The sequence below is a fragment of the Neogemmobacter tilapiae genome, assembly GCF_014652215.1.
Classification (GTDB): domain Bacteria; phylum Pseudomonadota; class Alphaproteobacteria; order Rhodobacterales; family Rhodobacteraceae; genus Neogemmobacter; species Neogemmobacter tilapiae.
The window spans coordinates 326,239-344,756 of the sequence record NZ_BMYJ01000005.1 but is presented as its reverse complement, the minus strand read 5'-3'; the positions used below and the strand labels follow the sequence as shown (position 1 = coordinate 344,756).

Here is an 18,518-nt window from a genome sequence, read left to right as displayed (position 1 = left end):
TCGGGCTTCAGCCCGACTGCCGCTCACTCTTCCTCCGCATCCAGGAGTTCCATGTTCAGGCCAAGGCCACGCACTTCCTTCACCAGAACGTTGAACGATTCCGGGACGCCTGCCTCGAAATTGTCCTCGCCCTTGACGATGGATTCGTAAACCTTCGTCCGTCCGGCCACATCGTCCGACTTGACTGTCAGCATCTCTTGCAGGGTATAGGCGGCGCCATAGGCTTCCAGGGCCCAGACCTCCATCTCCCCCAGACGCTGACCACCGAACTGCGCCTTACCACCCAGCGGCTGCTGCGTGACCAGAGAGTACGGCCCCGTCGAACGGGCGTGCAGTTTGTCGTCGACCAAGTGGTGCAGTTTCAGCATGTACTTCACGCCGACCGTCACCCGACGTGCGAATTTCTCGCCCGTCCGCCCGTCAAAGACATCCGATTGACCCGAGGTATCAAAGCCTGCCCGACGCAAGGCGTCGTTCACGTCCGATTCCTTGGCCCCGTCGAAAACCGGCGTGGCAATCGGAACGCCCTTGGTGACCAGACCCGCCTTTTCGATCAGCGTGTCATCGTCCATCTCGCCGAAGGCCTCGTCATAGGTTTCGTCGCCATAGGCAAAGCGCATCGCCTCTTTCACCGGAGTCAGGTCGCCCGACCGACGATAGCCTTTCAGCGCCTCGTCGATTTGCAGGCCCAAGCCGCGCGCGGCCCAGCCCATATGGGTTTCCAGAATCTGCCCGACGTTCATCCGCGACGGCACGCCCAAGGGGTTCAGTACCATATCGACCGGCGTTCCGTCAGCCAGGAAGGGCATATCCTCCATCGGCACGACTTTGGAGATAACACCCTTGTTTCCGTGCCGACCGGCCATCTTGTCGCCCGGTTGCAGCTTGCGCTTTACCGCGACGAAGACTTTGACCATCTTCATCACGCCCGGAGGCAGATCGTCGCCGCGGCGGACCTTTTCCACCTTGTCGTCAAAGCGGTGATCCAGCGCCCGTTTCTGGGCTTCGAACTGATCATGCAGCGCTTCGATTTCCTTGGCCAGATCCTCTTCGGCCACCGCCAACTGCCACCACTGGCCACGGCTCATCGTGCCCAGCAGTTCGTCGTCGATGGTCGAGCCGGCCTTGATGCCTTTCGGCCCCTTGACCGCCACCTTGCCCGAAATCAGCGATTTCAGACGGCCATAGATGTTGCGTTCCAGAATCGTCAGCTCGTCGTCCCGGTCACGGGCCAGACGTTCGACTTCTTCCCGCTCAATCTGCAAGGCGCGTTCGTCCTTGTCGACGCCGTGCCGGTTGAACACCCGCACTTCGACGATGGTGCCGAATGCCCCCGGCGGCAGGCGCAACGAGGTATCGCGCACGTCGCTGGCCTTTTCACCAAAAATGGCGCGCAGCAGTTTTTCTTCTGGCGTCATCGGGCTTTCACCCTTGGGGGTGATCTTGCCCACCAGAATGTCGCCCGGCTGAACCTCGGCCCCGATATAGACGATGCCGGCTTCATCCAGATTGCGCAGGGCTTCTTCACCCACGTTCGGGATGTCACGGGTGATCTCTTCCGGCCCCAGTTTCGTGTCGCGCGCCGCCACTTCGTATTCCTCGATATGGATCGAAGTGAACACGTCATCGCGCAGAATGCGTTCCGAAATCAGGATCGAGTCTTCATAGTTGTAGCCATTCCACGGCATGAAGGCGACGACCACGTTCCGACCAAGGGCCAGTTCGCCCATGTCGGTGCAGGGGCCGTCCGCGATCACCTCGCCACGGGTCACCGGGTCACCCACTTTCACCAACGGACGCTGGTTGATGCAGGAGGACTGGTTCGAACGCTTGAACTTGCGCAGACGGTAGATGTCGACGCCCGGCTCGCCAGGCTCCAGCATCTCGGTCGCCCGCACAACGATACGGGTTGCGTCCACCTGGTCGATGACCCCCGAACGCCGCGCCATGATGGCGGCACCCGAGTCGCGGGCCACAACGGCCTCGATCCCGGTGCCCACGAAAGGCGCATCCGATTGCAGCAAGGGCACGGCCTGACGCTGCATGTTCGAACCCATCAGCGCGCGGTTGGCGTCGTCGTTTTCGAGGAAGGGGATCAGCGAGGCCGCAACCGACACAAGCTGCTTCGGCGACACGTCGATCAGGTCAACCGCTTCGGACGGGTTCAGCATGAATTCGCCAGCACGACGCGACGAAATCAGGTCATCCGTAAAGCGGCCCTCGGCATCCTGCGCCGCATTGGCCTGCGCCACAGTGTGGCGCATTTCCTCGGTCGCCGACATATAGACGACCTCATCGGTCACCTTGCCGTCGATCACCTTGCGATAGGGTGTTTCGATGAAGCCATATTTGTTCACCCGGGCAAAGGTCGCCAGCGAGTTGATCAGACCGATGTTCTGCCCTTCGGGCGTCTCAATCGGGCACATCCGGCCATAGTGCGTGATGTGAACGTCCCGCACCTCGAACCCCGCCCGTTCCCGCGTCAGACCGCCCGGCCCAAGCGCCGACAGACGGCGCTTGTGCGTCACTTCGGACAGCGGGTTCGTCTGGTCCATGAACTGCGAAAGCTGGCTGGAGCCAAAGAATTCGCGCACAGCGGCTGCCGCCGGTTTCGCGTTGATCAGGTCTTGCGGCATGATCGTATCGATTTCGACCGACGACATCCGTTCCTTGATCGCCCGTTCCATCCGCAGAAGACCAACGCGATACTGGTTTTCCATGAGTTCGCCGACCGAGCGGACCCGGCGGTTTCCAAGGTGGTCAATATCGTCGATCTCGCCCTTGCCGTCGCGCAGTTCGGTCAACGCCTTGATGCAGGCCACGATGTCGTCGCGGTCCAGCGTGCGCTGGGTGTCGGGCTTGCCCAGATCCAGACGCATGTTCATCTTGACCCGGCCCACGGCCGAAAGATCATAGCGTTCCTTGTCAAAGAACAGCGTGTCAAACAGCTGGCTGGCCGCCTCAACGGTCGGCGGTTCGCCCGGGCGCAGCACGCGATAGATGTCCATCAGCGCCGTATCACGGCCCATGTTCTTGTCCGCCGCCATCGTATTGCGGATGTAGGGGCCGACATTGACGTTGTCGATGTCCAGAACCGGGATGTCGGTGATGCCTTGATCCAGCAGCACCTTCAGCGTGCCGCCTTTCACTTCGCCGTCACGGTCGTAGTCCATGGTCAGCTCGTCGCCGGCTTCGACCCAGATTTCGCCCGTTTCTTCGTTGATCAGGTCTTTTGCCACATAGCGGCCGACGATGTGATCGAACGGCACCAGCAGTTCGGTGATCTGCGCATCGTCGATCCACTTTTTCACCATCCGCGGGGTCGCTTTTTCGCCCGCCTTCAGGATCACCTCGCCCGAGGCGGCATCCACCAGATCATACGAAGGCCGCGTGCCGCGCACGCGTTCGGGGAAGAACTTGGTGACCCAGCCCTTATTCTTTTTATGGCTGAACGTAACGGTCTGGTAATAGGCATCCATGATGCCTTCCTGATCCATCCCCAGCGCATAAAGCAGCGTCGTCACCGGCAGTTTGCGGCGACGGTCAATGCGCGAGAACACCAAATCCTTGGCATCGAACTCAAAGTCCAGCCACGACCCGCGATAAGGAATGATCCGGCAGGCGAACAGCAACTTGCCCGAGCTGTGCGTCTTGCCCTTGTCATGGTCGAAAAAGACCCCCGGCGAACGGTGCATCTGGGAAACGATCACCCGTTCGGTGCCGTTCACGATGAACGTCCCATTCGGCGTCATAAGGGGCATGTCGCCCATGTAAACGTCTTGTTCCTTGATGTCTTTCACCGACCGTGCCCCGGTCGTTTCATCGACATCAAACACGATCAGACGCAGCGTCACCTTCAGGGGTGCCGCATAGGTCAGATCGCGCTGCATGCATTCGTCAACGTCGTATTTCGGCTTTTCCAATTCGTATTTCACGAATTCCAACACGCTGGTGTCGTTGAAATCCTTGATCGGGAAGACCGATTGGAAAACCCCCTGAATCCCTTCGCCATCCGCGGCTTTCGGGCCCTCGCCCGACCGCAGGAACAGGTCATAGCTGGATTTCTGAACCTCGATCAGGTTCGGCATCTCCAGAACTTCACGGATTTTGCCAAAGTAGCGGCGGACGCGCTTTTGACCGACATATGCTTGAGCCATGCTCGAAGTCACCTTTCTCTGTCTCGCATTGCCAACCGTCGGGCCACGGGCAGCATGCTTGCAAAGCTAAGACTGGTTCCATTCATGCCCGCCGTGCCAAAGGCGGGCTCCCGAACCAGTCGCACCTTGAATGAAACACTTGCCATGTTCCGATCAAGAGGCGACGTTTTAGACGCGCATGGCTGGAACCGATTTGCACGGTTCCAGCCAGTAACCCAGCCGGGGCGAGCCCCGATCCGAATTATTTCAGTTCGGCTTTGGCGCCAGCCTCTTCGAACTTCTTCTTCATCGCTTCAGCGTCAGCTTTCGAGATGCCTTCTTTGATCTTGCCGCCAGCTTCGGTCAGATCCTTGGCTTCTTTCAGGCCCAGGCCGGTGATTTCGCGCACAACTTTGATCACGTTGATCTTGTTGGCGCCTGCATCGGTCAGGACGACGTCGAATTCGGTCTGCTCTTCAGCAGCCGCAGCCGGGCCAGCAGCCGGGCCAGCAACCATGACAGCGCCGCCAGCAGCCGGTTCGATCCCGTATTCGTCTTTCAGGATCGTTTTCAGTTCTTGTGCCTGAAGCAGGGTCAGACCCACGATTTCTTCGGCGAGTTTTTTCAGATCAGCCATTTGTTTCTTCCGTTCAGTTAAGATGGGTTCCAACGAGATTGGATTTACCCCACGCAAGGTTCACGATTGCCTCAGGCCGCAGCCCGATCTTCGATGGTCGAAAGGATGCCAGCGATATTCGCCGCAGGCGCGCCAATGGCACCAGCGATGTTCGCAGCCGGAGCACCAATGCAAGACACGATCTGAGCGATCAGCTCTTCACGCGACGGCATCGAAGCCACGGCTTTCACACCAGCCTGGTCCAGAACCGTGTCGCCCATAGCCCCGCCCAAGATCACGAACTTGTCGTTGGTCTTGGAATAGGCTTCCGCCACCTTCGCCGCAGCGACGGGGTCTTCGGAATAGGCCATCACGGTTTGCCCGGTCAGCAGGTCACCCATCTTTGCAGCGGGGTTGCCTTCCAAGGCGATTTTGGCGAGCTTGTTCTTGGCGACACGCACGGACCCGCCTACTTCACGCATTTTCGCGCGCAGGTCCTGCATCTCGGCAACAGTGATCCCTGCGTAGTGTGCAACCACAACCACGCCAGAGCTTGCGAAGATCTGGCCGAGTTCCTCGACCACTTTCTCTTTCTGGGCTCTATCCACAGGTTCACTCCAAGGTTGGGGGTTTCCCCCCGGCTCTAGTTTGCCATCCCGGTTGTCCGGAACAGCGTTCGGGTCCGTTCAGGTTCCCGAGGCCAAAATCGCCCGTCGAAAGGCGCTTCAATCTCGTTCCCCATCTCAGGCAGGATTTATGACCTTTGGGGGTCACCCGCCGTCTCGGACAGGATGGGGCGGGCGAACCGCCCCATCGTTACCCTCGTTTGACCGAGGGATTTCTTACGCGCCCTTATTGGGCGGTCGAGGCCAGATCCAGGGCAATGCCCGGACCCATGGTCGACGACAGCGAAACTTTCTTGACGTAGGTGCCTTTGGCCCCAGCCGGTTTGGCGCGGGTCACGGCATCCACGAAAGCGCGGACGTTCTCGGCCAGTTTGTCGTCAGCAAAGCTGATCTTGCCGATGCCAGCATGGATGACCCCTGCTTTTTCGACTTTGAACTGGACTTCGCCGCCCTTGGCTGCTTCGACGGCCGCTTTCACGTCCATCGTCACGGTGCCCACTTTCGGGTTCGGCATCAGGTTGCGCGGGCCCAGGATTTTGCCCAGACGGCCCACCAGCGGCATCAGGTCCGGCGTTGCAATGCAACGATCAAACTCGATCTTGCCGCCCTGGATGGTTTCCAGCAGGTCTTCGGCGCCAACGATGTCAGCCCCGGCCGCTTTCGCCTCGTCGGCTTTTGCACCGCGCGCGAACACCGCCACACGAACGGTCTTACCCGTGCCGTTCGGCAGTTGCACAACGCCACGAACCATCTGGTCTGCATGGCGCGGGTCAACGCCCAAGTTCATCGCGATTTCCAGCGTCTCGTCGAATTTGGCCGAAGCCGCTTTCTTAACCAGCGCCACTGCATCTTCAACCGTCAGGCTGGTTTTGCCAGCAAACAGTTCTTGCGCCTTCTGGACGCGTTTTGCCAATTTTGCCATGACGATCAGCCCTTGATATCAATGCCGCAGGATTTCGCCGAGCCCAGGATGATCTGCATCGCCGCTTCCACGGAATTGGCGTTCAGGTCTTTCATCTTGGTTTCTGCGATCTGGCGGATTTGTGCCACGGTCACGGTGCCAGCCACTTCGCGGCCCGGCTTGGTCGAGCCTTTGGCGCGGTTCCGCTTGCCCACAGGCGGCAGGCCAGCGGCTTGCTTGAGCAGGAACGAGGCCGGAGCGGTTTTCAGTTCAAGGCTGAACGACTTGTCCTGATAATAGGTGATGATGACAGGCGTCGGGGTGCCCGGCGTGATGTCGGCGGTCTTCGCGTTGAATTCCTTCACGAAGGCCATGATGTTCAGGCCGCGCTGACCCAGTGCCGGGCCGACGGGCGGGGACGGGTTCGCTTGCCCCGCTTTGACTTGCAGCTTCAGGCTGCCGATAATCTTCTTGGCCATTTGGCCTCTCCTTCAATCACTGCGCCCTTTGGCGCGGTTTAGTGGTCCGGATTGTCACGGGCGATTGTCTGCCCGCGCGCCCCTCCCACGCGAAACACGTCAGAGCCCTTTGGTGACCTGCGTGAATTCCAATTCGACCGGGGTCGGACGGCCAAAGATCGACACCGACACTTTCAGCCGGTTGTGCGCCTCGTCCACCTCTTCCACCATGCCATCAAAGCCGTCGAACGGCCCGTCGGTGACCTTGACCTTTTCGCCGATGTCAAAGCGGATCAGGTTGCGCGGTGCAACTTCGCCCTCTTCGACACGGTTCAGAATGCCGTTCACTTCCGAATCGCGCATCGGCATCGGTTTGCCTTGCGGCCCGAGGAACCCCGTCACGCGATTGATCGACGAAATCAGGTGATAGCCCCGGCTGGTCATTTCCATGTTCACCAGCACATAGCCCGGCATGAACCGACGCTCGCTGGTCACTTTCTTGCCCCGGCGGATTTCAATGACTTCTTCGGTTGGGACCAGCACTTCGCTGATCTCATCCTCAAGCCCTGCGTCGGCGACTGCCGTTCTGATCTGTTCAGCCACCTTCTTCTCGAAGTTCGAGAGAACGGAAACCGAATACCACCGCTTCGCCATGCCTACTGCCATCTGCCTGCCAGGACATCTAAGTCCCGGTAATTCCTGTTATTTCAGACGGCTACACCGCCCGAACCCGAACAAAAAACAGCGCGCACGACGAATCGCTGCGCGCCGATTTCCATTGGTCTGGTGGGCTGTTTATCGTCAGGGGCCCGAAACTTCAAGGGAAACCTGCGCTTTTCGCGTCAGTTGAAGGCCGAGAGAATTCCTGTCAGCCCCGAGCGGATCGCCCAATCGACCAGACTAAAGAAGGTCGCCGTGATCGCCGAAAGGATAAAGACCATGATCGTCGTCAGGACCACCTCACGCCGGGTCGGCCAGACGATCTTGGCCGCTTCGCTGCGGACCTGCTGAAGAAACTGAAGCGGGTTCGTCGTGGCCATGGATCTGTCCTTTGCGGCGGTTCATTGCGGCAGATACGCCATCGGGGGGCGGGTTTCAAGGTCTGCGGCTATTCCTCATCCGTACCGACGCGGCCACGCCCGGCCTTGACCTCGCCGCGCACAGCTTTGGCAACCAGTCGCCGTTGCTGGCTGCCGTAGGTCGGTTTGGTGGCAATGCGCCGTTTGGGCGCGACCAGCGCCGCGCGGATCAGTTCAACCAAACGCTCTTCGGCGAGTTCACGATTGCGTTTCTGGCTGCGGGTTTCCTCGGCACGGATTACGATCGCGCCTTCCGTCGTCCAGCGCCGACCGGCCAGCCGTTTCAGCCGCGCCTTCACCGGCGCGGAAAGGTGGGGCGAACGATCCGCCTCGAACCGCAGTTCGACGGCGGTTTCCACCTTGTTCACATTCTGCCCACCGGGGCCCGAGGATCGGCTGAACTGTTCGCTCAACTCCCAATCCGCGATGATGATGTCGTCATTGATGCGCAGCATGATGCAATTCCAGAAGAGAAAGGGCCGCCCGCAGGCGACCCTTTCCGAGATCCTAGGAGACGAGCCAGTTAGAGGTAAGGCTCAATCACCGGAATGGTTTGCTGAGAGGCTGCCCTCAGAAAACACCCCCCGCGACTGTCCCGACACGTTTCTCCAATGACACTCTAGACACTGGATCACCTCCTTTCAAATGGTTGCCGATAGGGGGATGGTGGCACAGATTTGGTGTTTGTCAAAAGGTTTTACGCAACCCTTGTGGTAAATCTTCCGACAATGAGGCGGAAGGGAATCAGTGCCACAAAAGCCAGCAGCATCTTGACCGACCAATCCGCCACGGCGAGCGAGACCCAGAGCGGGGCCAAGGGGCCAAAGCCCAGCAAAGGTAGGCTTTCATTGGCCCAAGCGACATCATTGCCGGGTTCCAGAAAGGTTAGTGCGGCAGCAAAGGCGATGGTGAAGAAGACCAGCGTATCCAGCGTGGCCCCGACAAGGGTGGAAATGAAGGGGGCCTTCCACCACTGGCCTTGGCGAAAGCGGTTGAAAACCGTGATGTCGACCAGTTGCGCCAAAAGGAAAGCCGCCCCCGAACCCATGGCGACGCGCAGGGTGACCAGCGGACCGAATTCGCCCATGATCTGCGTGCCCACAAAAGAACAAACGACGCCGACAACAAAACCCACGACAACCACCTTGCGAGCAGCGGCGGCCCCCTGAAAGCGGTTGGTGAGGTCGGTGACAAGGAAAGCGAAGGGATAGGTGAAGGCCCCAAGGGTCAGCCATTGACCGTATAGGAACTGCACAAGGATGTTTGAGGCGACGACAATCGCCGCCATGGCAAGGATGCCGGGCAGAAGCTGTTTCATGTTGTATTCCGTTTTTACAAGGTCGCGGAGACTTGGCCCCATCCGGGGCAGAGGCGGCGCTTTAGGCGCGCAAAGGCGGCCTGTCAATCGCTCAGGCGATATTCGGCAATCTCGGTGCTTTGGAAAAAGCGGAAATTGTCGTCGGCGATCATCGTCAGTCGGATGAAACCATCCTGATCGCGCCAGACGGCCAGCCCTTCCAGATTGTCATGTTGACCAAGGCGGCTTTGCATCACAGTTTCACCCATGCCGCCGATCAAAGGGTCAAAACGCCTGACCCGGCTGGCAAAGCCACTGATTCCCTGAAAATTCCGCTCCAATATGTATAGCCATCCATCTGGCCCGAAATCGGCCGCAACGGGCAGAAAGTCACCCTGCCGCGCGATGAACACATCTTGCGACCATACACCCTCGGCGAAATGCCAAAGCGGAAAGTCGCCCTTCACATCCTCGGGCAGGGTATAAAGTGATCCGTCCGACGCAATAGCCAAAGCTTCCAGTGAGGCGTTGCGGGAGTAGCGCTTAAAGGCGTCTGGCCGGGGCAGATTTATTGGTTCCGCCTGCATGTCGACATAGTGCAGCACTCGCGTGGCCCCTTCGAACGAGACATAGAATGACCCGTCATCGGCCACCGCCAGTCCTTCGCTGTCAGCGCGTCCTTTGGGCAGGATCGCCTGCCCGCGCCCCAAAAGCTTTTGCAAGGGCGCGGCACGAATGCCCAGCAGCGCGCCCATCGCATCACGCTCCAGAATACCGTGGGTGACGGCACCTCGATCAGACAGGGCCACAAAACTCACCCCATCCGTCGTTAGGTCAAGGGCTGACATCCCCCCCATCAAGGGGTCATCACTGCGCCATGTGATGCTGCCCAGCCATTCGGCCTCGGCCATGGCAGGACCAACGCTCAGTGCAAGGATTAGTCCGAAGCTAATACAGCGGCGCATTGTGCAGGCAAATCGGCCATCGTGTATTCACGTGGCCCCTTTTTGACAGGTTCATCGGGGTCTTTTTCAACTTTGCCGCCTTCGGGCGGGTTCAGATAATCGGTCACCCACCACATCAGCGTGTCATCACAGCCATTGCCCCCGTTCGAAAGCTCGTCCACGGTCGGGGTCTGCGTCTCGCACAGCGTCGCCCCCTTGGGGCATTTCAGGCGCACATGGAAATGCGTGTCATGGCCCGCGACCGGCCGGATTTTTTGAAGCCATTTGGTATCGCGGCGCTTGGCGGTCTTGCACATTTCAATCTTGACGGCCGCGGCCACAAAGATGCGGTCTACACGCTTGTCGGATGCCGCTGCTTTCAGCAGCTCGCGGTGGGAATTGGTCCAGTTTTCGGTGACCGAAAGCTGATCAGCGGAACGGACGGGGATAGAGCTGATGTCTTCGCGTTGTTGCCGCGACAGCGCGAGGCTGGGCGGCGGCAGCATCCAGATGTCGGCATCGAGGCCAATCTGGTGGCTGGCGTGACCGCTGACCATTGGCCCCCCGCGCGGCTGGCTGATGTCGCCGATGTAAAGGCCGCGCCAACCAACCTTTGTTGCTGTGACCGACAGATCCTGCAAGAATTCGATCATGGTCGGCTGACCATAATTTCGGTTGCGTGACAGACGCATGGCCTGCCACGTCGGCCCGGTTTCCGGCAATTGCACCAAGCCTGCCGCACAACCCTTGGAATAGAAACCCACTGGCATTGGGTCTTGTTGCGAAGGCGCTTCCTTTGCCCCGAACAACTGGTTCGCCAGATCTTCGGCCTGCGTGGGGCCAACAGTCAAGGCGGCGATCAATAAAGCAAGACGGAGGATCATGCCCGGCTATCCCCTTCTGGTTTCACCCAGATTAGCAGAACCAGCCCGATCAGGAACAGCAGGATCAGGGGCGCAATGCCAATGCGCGGGTTGCCGCTGGCCAGCGTGACAGTCGTGATCAGCGCCGGCGCCAGAAAGGCCGTGGCCTTGCCGGAAAGCCCATACAGGCCGAAGGCACCATTGGCATCGTCTTGCGTCGCGTGAAAGACCATCAGCGTCCTGCTGGCGGATTGGATTGTCCCGCCCGCTGCGCCGATCAGCGCGCCGCAGACGTAGAAAATCAGGTTCGGGAGGCCAGATTCCGGGTCCAACTGGACGCCGAAAACCGAATGCGGTGTCAGGCCCATCAGCACGCAAACGACGGCGATCAGCACAAGGATCGACGCCACGATCACCGGCTTGGGCCCGATACGGCTGTCGATATGCCCACCCGCCCAAGCCGCCAAACCTGCGGTCACGGCGGCCAGAATGCCGAACAGCCCGCTTTGCACGACAGACCAACCCATGACATTGCTTGCAAAGGCCCCGCCTAATCCATAGACCGAATTCAGCGCATCGCGGTAGAACATTGATCCCAGCAAAAACGCGCCCAAGGATTTTCGGCGGGCAACACCTTTGATGTTGCGGCCCAATTCGCGTAGGCTTTCCCCCATCGGACGACGCTTGGTCTTTTTCGGCTCTTTCACCCAAAGGAAGAAGGGGATCATAAAGACAATATACCAGATCGCGGTGAAGGGGCCGACAAAGCGCGTGCCTTCGCGCGCTGCGGCATCCAGACCAAAAATCGGATCTAGGCCCAGGAAGGTTTTTCCGGTTTCAGCACTTTCGGCAAACAGGGCAAGCATCAGGATCAGCGCCAGCACGCCGCCCAGATAGCCAAAGGCAAAGCCCATGCCGGAAATCTTGCCCATCTCTTCATGCCCCGTCAGATCCGGCATCAGCGCGTTGGTAAAATTGGTGGCAAGTTCCATGGCTATGAAACCCAGTGAAAACCAGAACACAGGCCAGAACAGGCCCGGCATTTCCGGCATGACCCACCACAGCGCAAAGGAACCAACGACGTAGACCGCGGAAAAGGCCCAGATCCACAGCATACGCCGTTTGGACCCATCGGCCAGAACCCCTAGAACCGGTGCCAGCAATGCGATCAGCAGGCCGGTGATCGTCTGCGCGCCGGTCCAATAGGCCTGCGCCTGGGCCGCGGCGGCCTCGCCCTGATAGCCTTGGGTTGTGAAATAATCCCGCGCCACTTCGGCGAAGTAGGGGCCAAAAATAAAGGTCAGCAGCAGGGTGTTGTAAGGCTGGCTGGCGAAATCAAAGAAATACCAACCCCAAATGCGCTTTTTCTGACTGACCATCGCCTGCCCCTGCTATTTGCGCACATCTGGACAGAAAGCGCGGCGGGTCGCAAGGCAAGGTTGGGTGACTAGCGTTCCGGCGGCCAAGGCCTTGCGGCCTCGGCACTACTCCATTGCTGCACCCAGTCCGGCAAAATAGGATTTTCACCAGCATAACCCATTGCTTCCAGCACGCGTTCTGGCGGGACGATGCCTTGTTTTGATGTCACGGCCATGCGAACGACAACATGGCTGGTGCATTCCGTCGCGCGCCACAGACTTTGTTCCACATAAAAGAACCGCGCATCCCAGCCGATGCCTCGGCTGTGCATCTCCAGCCGATCAAACAGCACCACACGGCGGCGATAGCGCACGGTGCTGCCTGCCACCGTCATGCCCCAGCGATTGGTCCGGACCGCCCGCTTCAGCCCAGTGCGAAGACCCAAGGGAATGCGGCCCAGATCAAAGATCGTCAGTGTTCGCCCGTTGTTCAGTTCCAGAAACGGGTCCAGGTCCCAGGGCAGGATGAGATGATGGCTGACATGCGTATCTGTCATCACCAAGGAAGGGGTTTTGCGGACCTTCCAGGTTTGCCAAGCCAATCGGATAAAAGGATACATAGTGCCCCCTGTTTGCCTTGGCCTGCCCGCGCCCTGCCCCAAGGTCAAGCCCAACGCCGCGTCACTTCTTGCGACTTGGGCCGGTTTTCGCTACCAATCACTAGGGATGGTAGGAAAGGCCAAGAAATGACCTCGATCTTCCAAATTTTGATGCTGCTGCTGAACATCGCGCTTTGGATCGTTCTGATCCATGCGATCATGAGCTGGCTGATAAATTTTCAGGTGCTGAACCTGCGCCAGCCCCTTGTTGCGCAAATCTGGTATGGGCTTAACCGTCTGCTGGAGCCGGTCTATGATCGCGTGCGTCGGTTTCTGCCCAGCACGCCTGGGCTGGATCTGGCGCCGCTGGTGATCATTCTGCTCATCTATGCGCTGCGGATCATTCTGGTAAACAACGCCGCAATGTTCATCTGATTTTAACCTTGGTCCGGAAGGATCAGGGGCCAAGCATGCATCACCCGCGCGACCTTTTATCGACGATCTTTGGCTTTCCCGGCTTTCGTCCGGGACAGGAAGAAATCGTGCAGGCCGTGCTGGACGGGCGCGATACGTTGGCCATCATGCCGACAGGCGGCGGGAAGTCCCTGTGTTTCCAATTGCCGGCCCTTTGTTTGCCGGGCGTCACGATCGTCATTTGCCCTCTGATTGCCCTGATGCGCGATCAGGTGCGTGCTTTGAAGGCCGCTGGGGTAGAGGCGGGGGCCCTGACCTCGGGGAATACAGAGGCGGAGACGGAAGAGGTTTTCGAGGGGCTGGATCAGGGGCGCATTCGTCTGTTGTATATGGCGCCGGAAAGGTTGGCATCGCCCGGCACTCTGCCGATGCTGCGACGGGTGGGCGTCCAGAGGATTGCCGTGGACGAAGCACATTGCGTGTCACAATGGGGGCATGACTTCCGCCCGGACTATCTGCGCATTGGCGATCTGAAGCGGGCGCTTAATGTGCCTTTGGCGGCCTTTACGGCCACGGCGGACGAAGAAACCCAGGCAGAAATCGTCACGCGGCTTTTTGAAGGGCGTGAACCGGCGACGTTCCTGCGCGGTTTTGATCGACCGAACATCCATCTGGCCTTTCAGGTCAAGGACAATCCTCGCAAGCAGATTCTGGACTTTGCCGGGGCGCGCAAAGGTCAGTCGGGGATCGTCTATGCCGCGACGCGGGCCAAGACGGAAGTCATGGCGCAGGCGTTGCGGGAGGCCGGGCATGCAGCGTGTCACTATCACGGCGGGATGGACGCCGAAGACCGGCGACAGGTGGAAATCCGTTTTCAACGCGAGGATGGGCTGATCGTTGTGGCGACGGTGGCCTTTGGCATGGGGATCGACAAGCCCGACATCCGCTGGGTGGCCCATGCCGATCTGCCGAAGTCCATTGAAGGCTATTATCAGGAAATCGGGCGGGCGGGGCGAGATGGCGCCGCGGCGGAAACCTTTACCCTTTACGGCCCGGATGACATCCGGTTGCGCCGTTCGCAGATTGACGAAGGGATCGCGCCCGCCGACCGCAAGGCCGCAGATCATGGGCGGCTGAACGCGCTGCTCGGTCTGGCCGAGGCGACAGGCTGTCGGCGGCAACTGCTGCTGGGCTATTTCGGCGAGGCGAGCGGGAATTGCGGCAACTGTGACCTTTGCGAACGGCCAGCTGATGTGTTTGACGCGACGGATGCTGTGCGCAAGGCGCTCTCAGCGATCCTGCGGACGGGGGAGTGGTTCGGAGCGGGCCATCTGATCGACATTCTGACGGGGAATGCGACGGACAAAGTCAAGGAACGGGGACATGATGGCTTGCCGACCTTTGGTGTCGGGCGGGAATTGTCAAAGCCGGCTTGGGGGGCGGTGTTCCGCCAGATGATGGGGCGGGATCTGATCCGTCCGGATGGGGAAAGGCATGGTGCGTTGCGGATGACCGAGGCTGCGCGGCCCGTGCTGCGCGGCGAACAGCCGGTGACGCTGCGACGAGATTCGATCGCGCGCGCCACGCCGGGGCCGGTGGTGAAAACGCAGGTGTCGGATGAGGATGCGCCGCTTTTGTCAGCGCTCAAGGCCAAGCGGCGGGCCTTGGCAGAACAACAAGGCGTTCCGGCCTATGTCGTTTTCCCTGACAGAACACTGATCGAAATGGCGGAAAGACGACCAGCCAATCTGGACCAGATGGCGGGGATCACCGGGGTTGGGGCGAAAAAGCTGGAATCCTATGGAGCCGATTTTTTGGGGGTGATTACCGGCGAAATGGCCGCCAAGGCGCATCCCGCGCGGATGAAGCTGGCGGGGCGGGAGGCCGGATCTTTGTATGACCGACTGGCCGAATTGCAGCTTAGATTGCTGCGGGGCGCCGATGGGATTGGCAAGCCGATGTCACTTTCGCCCGCCCAGCTGCGCCGTATTGCCGAGGCGCGCCCGACATCCCTGTCGGATCTGGATCGAATTGCCGATCTGGGCGCGGCCAAGATCGAACGCTTTGGCGCGGCTATTCTTGAGGCCGTCGCCGAAAGCGCCTGATCAGGACATTTCGACCAAGGCCCCACGCGCCCCGATGACACGCCCGGCCAAGGCGGCCCCAGCCTGCAACGCCGTCGGCACACCAGTGCCAGCCAGACGCGCCGCCAAATAGGCCGCATTGAAACTGTCGCCCGCGGCGGTTGAATCAACGACCTGCGCTACGGCAGGTGGCTGGAAGTCGAACACGTGCCCACTGGATCTCACGCGCATAGCCCCTTCGCCGTTCTTGACCACCACCTCTTCCGCCTGTGCGTAGCGCGCCAAGGTTGCCGCTGGGTCAGTATCGCCAAACCAGCGCGCCTCATCGTCAAAGCTGGGCAGAACGATGTCAGACTGGGCCGCAGCCTGCATGATGGTTTCACACATCATGTTGCTATCCGACCAAAGCGCAGGGCGCAGATTGGGGTCGAAGGCCACTTTCGTTCCCGCCGCACGCGCAGCAGCCAGCGCCGCGAACAACCTTGCCCGGCCTTGGACATCCAAAATGGCCAAAGTGATGCCACTGAAATAGGCCAGGCCAACCCCGGAGAGCCGTTGAATCAACTGCGCCTCGTCGTCGGCCAAAAGCCGCGCCGCTGACTGGTTGCGCCAATAGGCAAAGCTGCGCTCGCCCTTGTCGGAAAGCTGTATCATGTAAAGCCCAACCGTGCGGTCAGGTCGCCGGATCACCGCGCTGGTGTCGATGCCGCTATCGGCCATGAAACCAATCATCCGGTCGGAAACGCCGTCTTGCCCGACCGCCGTCAGATAGCCGACCGACCAATCGGCAGGCAGGCAGCGGCGCAGATACCAGGTGGTGTTGAAGGTGTCCCCGGCAAAGCCCATCTTATAAAGGGCGCCCGCTTGCGGGGCCATTTCGACCATACATTCGCCAATCGCCAGAACACGCTTGGCCTTCAGATCAATCGACAAGTTCGTCCCCCTCAAAGAACGCCTCATGCTCGGTCCTGATCCGCCGGATCTGCTGCTTGATCCGCCCCAGATGATGCCGGATCACGCCCATGGCCGTTTCTGGGTCTCGCGCGCGGATTGCCTCCAGCAGCTTCACATGGTCGCCGAAAGCATCGTTCGACGCAAAGGACAGCGACAGAAAACGCACCCTATCCATATGCGCCTTGTTTTCGCGGATCGCTTCCCAGGCAAAGCCGTTGCCCGAGCGTTCGCAGATTTCACGGTGGAACTGGTCGTCCAGCCGGTGGAACAGCAGCGGTTCTTTCGCCTCGACCGCGCGGCGCTGGTCTTCGATCAGCGCATCCAGTGCCTCAAAATCACCGGCGCGGAGCTTGTCGCAGGCAACGCGCACGGTTTCCGCCTCAATCGCCGCCCGGATGAACCGGGCCTGCATCACCGCCGCTTCGGACAGATAGGATACCGTCGTCGCCCGCTGCGGGCGGATGGTCAGAAAGCCCAGCTTTGACAAGCGGTAAAAGGCATCTCGCACCGGCTGGCGCGACACGCCCAGCGCATTGGCCACGTCCGCCTCGGACATCTTGGCACCGGGCGGCAGGTCCAGCGCCAGAATCTGGCGGTGCAATTCGTCAAAGACACTGTCCGCCACCGAGGGGCGCTGGATCGGTTCCAGAGTTCTTAGAATTGCCGGTTCGGACATTTCTGGCCTCGTTGACAGGTTTCACATACTAGCATATTAGTCTACTAGAGCTTTGGGAAGTCCCTTGTGATGACCCAGACACCTGCGGAGGGGAGAACGCAAGTGCCGTTGTTGAATGCAGATCGTCTGTTCCCGGTCGACGGGCCAAGCCGCGCCACGGCGCGCGATCTGTATGAAACGATTCGCGGCCTGCCGATCCTAAGCCCGCATGGCCATACCGATCCGCGTTGGTTTGCTGAAGACGCGGCCTTTCCCGACCCGGCCCAGCTTTTCGTGACGCCCGACCATTATGTGTTCCGGATGCTGTTTTCACAGGGCGTACCTTTGGAACGCCTTGGTGTTCCGCGCGTGGATGGTGGGCCGGTGGAAAGCGACGGGCGGGCAATCTGGCGGCTGTTTGCGCAGAATTATCATCTGTTCCGGGGTACACCGTCGCGGCTGTGGCTGGATCATGCATTTTCCACCGTCTTCGGGCTGGAGGAACGGCTTTCGGCAGGGAATGCGGATGCTTTCTATGACCATATTGCGGCTTGCCTGAAACTGCCGGAGTATCGCCCGCGTGCGCTGTTCAAACGCTTTGGCATCGAGGTGATCGCCACAACCGAAGGTGCGCTGGACGATCTGCGCTGGCACCGGATGGTGCGCGAAAGCGGCTGGGATGGACGGGTGGTTACCGCCTATCGCCCCGATTCGGTGGTGGACCCGGAGTTCGAAGGTTTCGTGCAGAACGTCGAAAAACTGGGCGAACTGACCGGGGAAAATGCGACCGACTGGCAGGGTTATCTGAACGCGCATAAAATTCGGCGGGACTATTTCCGGGGTTTCGGTGCGACCTCCAGTGACCATGGCCATGCGACGGCCCGCACCGAAAACCTGACCAGCGCCGATGCGGCGGCGCTGTTTGCCAAGGCGCTGCGCGGTCAATGTTCGGCGGATGAGGCGGATGCTTTCCGGGGCCAGATGCTGACCGAAATGGCGAAGATGAGCGTTGAGGATGGGATGGTCCTGCAAATCCATCCCGGTTCCTACCGCAACCATTCGGCAGGGGTGATGGCCAAATTCGGCCGCGATAAGGGTTTCGATATTCCGACCCGCACCGATTATGTCCGTGCGCTGAAACCCTTGCTGGACGCGGTGGGGATGGAGCCTGGCCTGACCGTCATCGCCTTTACTTTGGATGAATCCGCCTATGCGCGGGAACTGGCCCCATTGGCGGGGGCCTATCCGGCGCTGCGGCTGGGTCCGGCCTGGTGGTTCCACGACAGCCCCGAGGGCATGTGGCGCTATCGGCAGATGACGACCGAAACGGCGGGATTCTACAACACCGTCGGCTTCAACGACGACACGCGCGCTTTCCTGTCCATTCCGGCCCGTCACGATGTGGCGCGGCGGGTGGACTGCGCGTTTCTGGCGACCCTCGTGGAGGGGGGGCGTCTGGATAAAGAGGAAGCATTCGAGGTCGCCCGCGACCTTGCATATGGGCTTGCGAAACAGGCCTACAGGTTGTGATCTG

At 60.0% G+C, this 18,518-nt stretch carries 18 protein-coding genes; 3 read left to right on the top strand and 15 right to left on the bottom strand.

Annotation, left to right across the window (positions count from 1 at the left end):
• Positions 1 to 23: 23 nt before the first annotated feature.
• From rpoB to IE095_RS10335, 13 genes are all read right to left on the bottom strand, one after another.
• Positions 24 to 4,157: a DNA-directed RNA polymerase subunit beta gene (gene rpoB, locus IE095_RS10395; protein WP_189411576.1), complete on the bottom strand. Its 4,134-nt coding sequence runs from the start codon at positions 4,155 to 4,157 to the stop codon at positions 24 to 26.
• Between the two features lie 241 nt (positions 4,158 to 4,398).
• Positions 4,399 to 4,773, bottom strand: a complete 375-nt coding sequence (rplL, locus tag IE095_RS10390) for a 50S ribosomal protein L7/L12 (RefSeq protein WP_189411575.1) — start codon at positions 4,771 to 4,773, stop codon at positions 4,399 to 4,401.
• A gap of 71 nt (positions 4,774 to 4,844) precedes the next feature.
• On the bottom strand, positions 4,845 to 5,360 hold the full coding sequence (gene rplJ, locus IE095_RS10385) for a 50S ribosomal protein L10 (protein ID WP_189411574.1): 516 nt from the start codon (positions 5,358 to 5,360) through the stop codon (positions 4,845 to 4,847).
• A gap of 244 nt (positions 5,361 to 5,604) precedes the next feature.
• Positions 5,605 to 6,300, bottom strand: a complete 696-nt coding sequence (gene rplA, locus IE095_RS10380; protein WP_189411573.1) for a 50S ribosomal protein L1 — start codon at positions 6,298 to 6,300, stop codon at positions 5,605 to 5,607.
• Positions 6,301 to 6,305: 5 nt separating this feature from the next.
• The gene (gene rplK, locus IE095_RS10375; protein WP_189411572.1) at positions 6,306 to 6,758 is read right to left on the bottom strand and encodes a 50S ribosomal protein L11; all 453 of its coding nucleotides are present in this window, start codon (positions 6,756 to 6,758) and stop codon (positions 6,306 to 6,308) included.
• Positions 6,759 to 6,857: 99 nt separating this feature from the next.
• Complete coding sequence (gene nusG, locus IE095_RS10370) at positions 6,858 to 7,391, bottom strand: transcription termination/antitermination protein NusG (RefSeq protein WP_189411571.1); 534 nt, start codon at positions 7,389 to 7,391, stop codon at positions 6,858 to 6,860.
• 188 nt (positions 7,392 to 7,579) lie between these two features.
• Positions 7,580 to 7,777, bottom strand: coding sequence for a preprotein translocase subunit SecE (secE, locus tag IE095_RS10365; RefSeq protein ID WP_189411570.1), 198 nt, complete (start codon positions 7,775 to 7,777; stop codon positions 7,580 to 7,582).
• A 68-nt stretch (positions 7,778 to 7,845) separates the two neighbouring features.
• On the bottom strand, positions 7,846 to 8,271 hold the full coding sequence (gene arfB, locus IE095_RS10360; RefSeq protein ID WP_189411569.1) for an alternative ribosome rescue aminoacyl-tRNA hydrolase ArfB: 426 nt from the start codon (positions 8,269 to 8,271) through the stop codon (positions 7,846 to 7,848).
• Between the two features lie 242 nt (positions 8,272 to 8,513).
• Positions 8,514 to 9,134: a queuosine precursor transporter gene (locus IE095_RS10355; protein ID WP_189411568.1), complete on the bottom strand. Its 621-nt coding sequence runs from the start codon at positions 9,132 to 9,134 to the stop codon at positions 8,514 to 8,516.
• An 83-nt stretch (positions 9,135 to 9,217) separates the two neighbouring features.
• On the bottom strand, positions 9,218 to 10,024 hold the full coding sequence (locus tag IE095_RS10350) for an esterase-like activity of phytase family protein (protein ID WP_229804696.1): 807 nt from the start codon (positions 10,022 to 10,024) through the stop codon (positions 9,218 to 9,220).
• A 26-nt stretch (positions 10,025 to 10,050) separates the two neighbouring features.
• Positions 10,051 to 10,941, bottom strand: a complete 891-nt coding sequence (gene mepA, locus IE095_RS10345; protein ID WP_189411566.1) for a penicillin-insensitive murein endopeptidase — start codon at positions 10,939 to 10,941, stop codon at positions 10,051 to 10,053.
• Complete coding sequence (locus IE095_RS10340; RefSeq protein WP_189411565.1) at positions 10,938 to 12,299, bottom strand: MFS transporter; 1,362 nt, start codon at positions 12,297 to 12,299, stop codon at positions 10,938 to 10,940. Before IE095_RS10340 ends, mepA begins: the two co-directional genes overlap by 4 nt.
• 68 nt (positions 12,300 to 12,367) lie before the next feature.
• Positions 12,368 to 12,898, bottom strand: coding sequence for an acyl-CoA thioesterase (locus tag IE095_RS10335; protein WP_189411564.1), 531 nt, complete (start codon positions 12,896 to 12,898; stop codon positions 12,368 to 12,370).
• 126 nt (positions 12,899 to 13,024) lie between these two features.
• On the opposite strand from IE095_RS10335, the gene IE095_RS10330 reads away from it, so the two are divergent.
• Positions 13,025 to 13,312: a YggT family protein gene (locus tag IE095_RS10330; RefSeq protein WP_189411563.1), complete on the top strand. Its 288-nt coding sequence runs from the start codon at positions 13,025 to 13,027 to the stop codon at positions 13,310 to 13,312.
• A 35-nt stretch (positions 13,313 to 13,347) separates the two neighbouring features.
• Positions 13,348 to 15,396 (top strand): DNA helicase RecQ, encoded by a 2,049-nt coding sequence (recQ, locus tag IE095_RS10325; RefSeq protein WP_189411562.1) that lies wholly within the window; start codon positions 13,348 to 13,350, stop codon positions 15,394 to 15,396.
• On the opposite strand, the gene IE095_RS10320 is transcribed toward recQ, so the two are convergent.
• Positions 15,397 to 16,335, bottom strand: coding sequence for a sugar kinase (locus tag IE095_RS10320; protein WP_189411561.1), 939 nt, complete (start codon positions 16,333 to 16,335; stop codon positions 15,397 to 15,399).
• A complete protein-coding gene (locus tag IE095_RS10315) occupies positions 16,298 to 17,005 on the bottom strand; it encodes a GntR family transcriptional regulator (RefSeq protein ID WP_189411560.1) in 708 nt (235 codons plus the stop codon). The genes IE095_RS10320 and IE095_RS10315 overlap by 38 nt, the downstream gene beginning before the upstream one ends.
• A 102-nt stretch (positions 17,006 to 17,107) precedes the next feature.
• On the opposite strand from IE095_RS10315, the gene uxaC reads away from it, so the two are divergent.
• Positions 17,108 to 18,514 carry a glucuronate isomerase gene (gene uxaC, locus IE095_RS10310; protein ID WP_189411604.1) on the top strand — a complete coding sequence of 469 codons (1,407 nt, stop codon included), beginning with the start codon at positions 17,108 to 17,110 and terminating at the stop codon, positions 18,512 to 18,514.
• Positions 18,515 to 18,518: the final 4 nt, after the last annotated feature.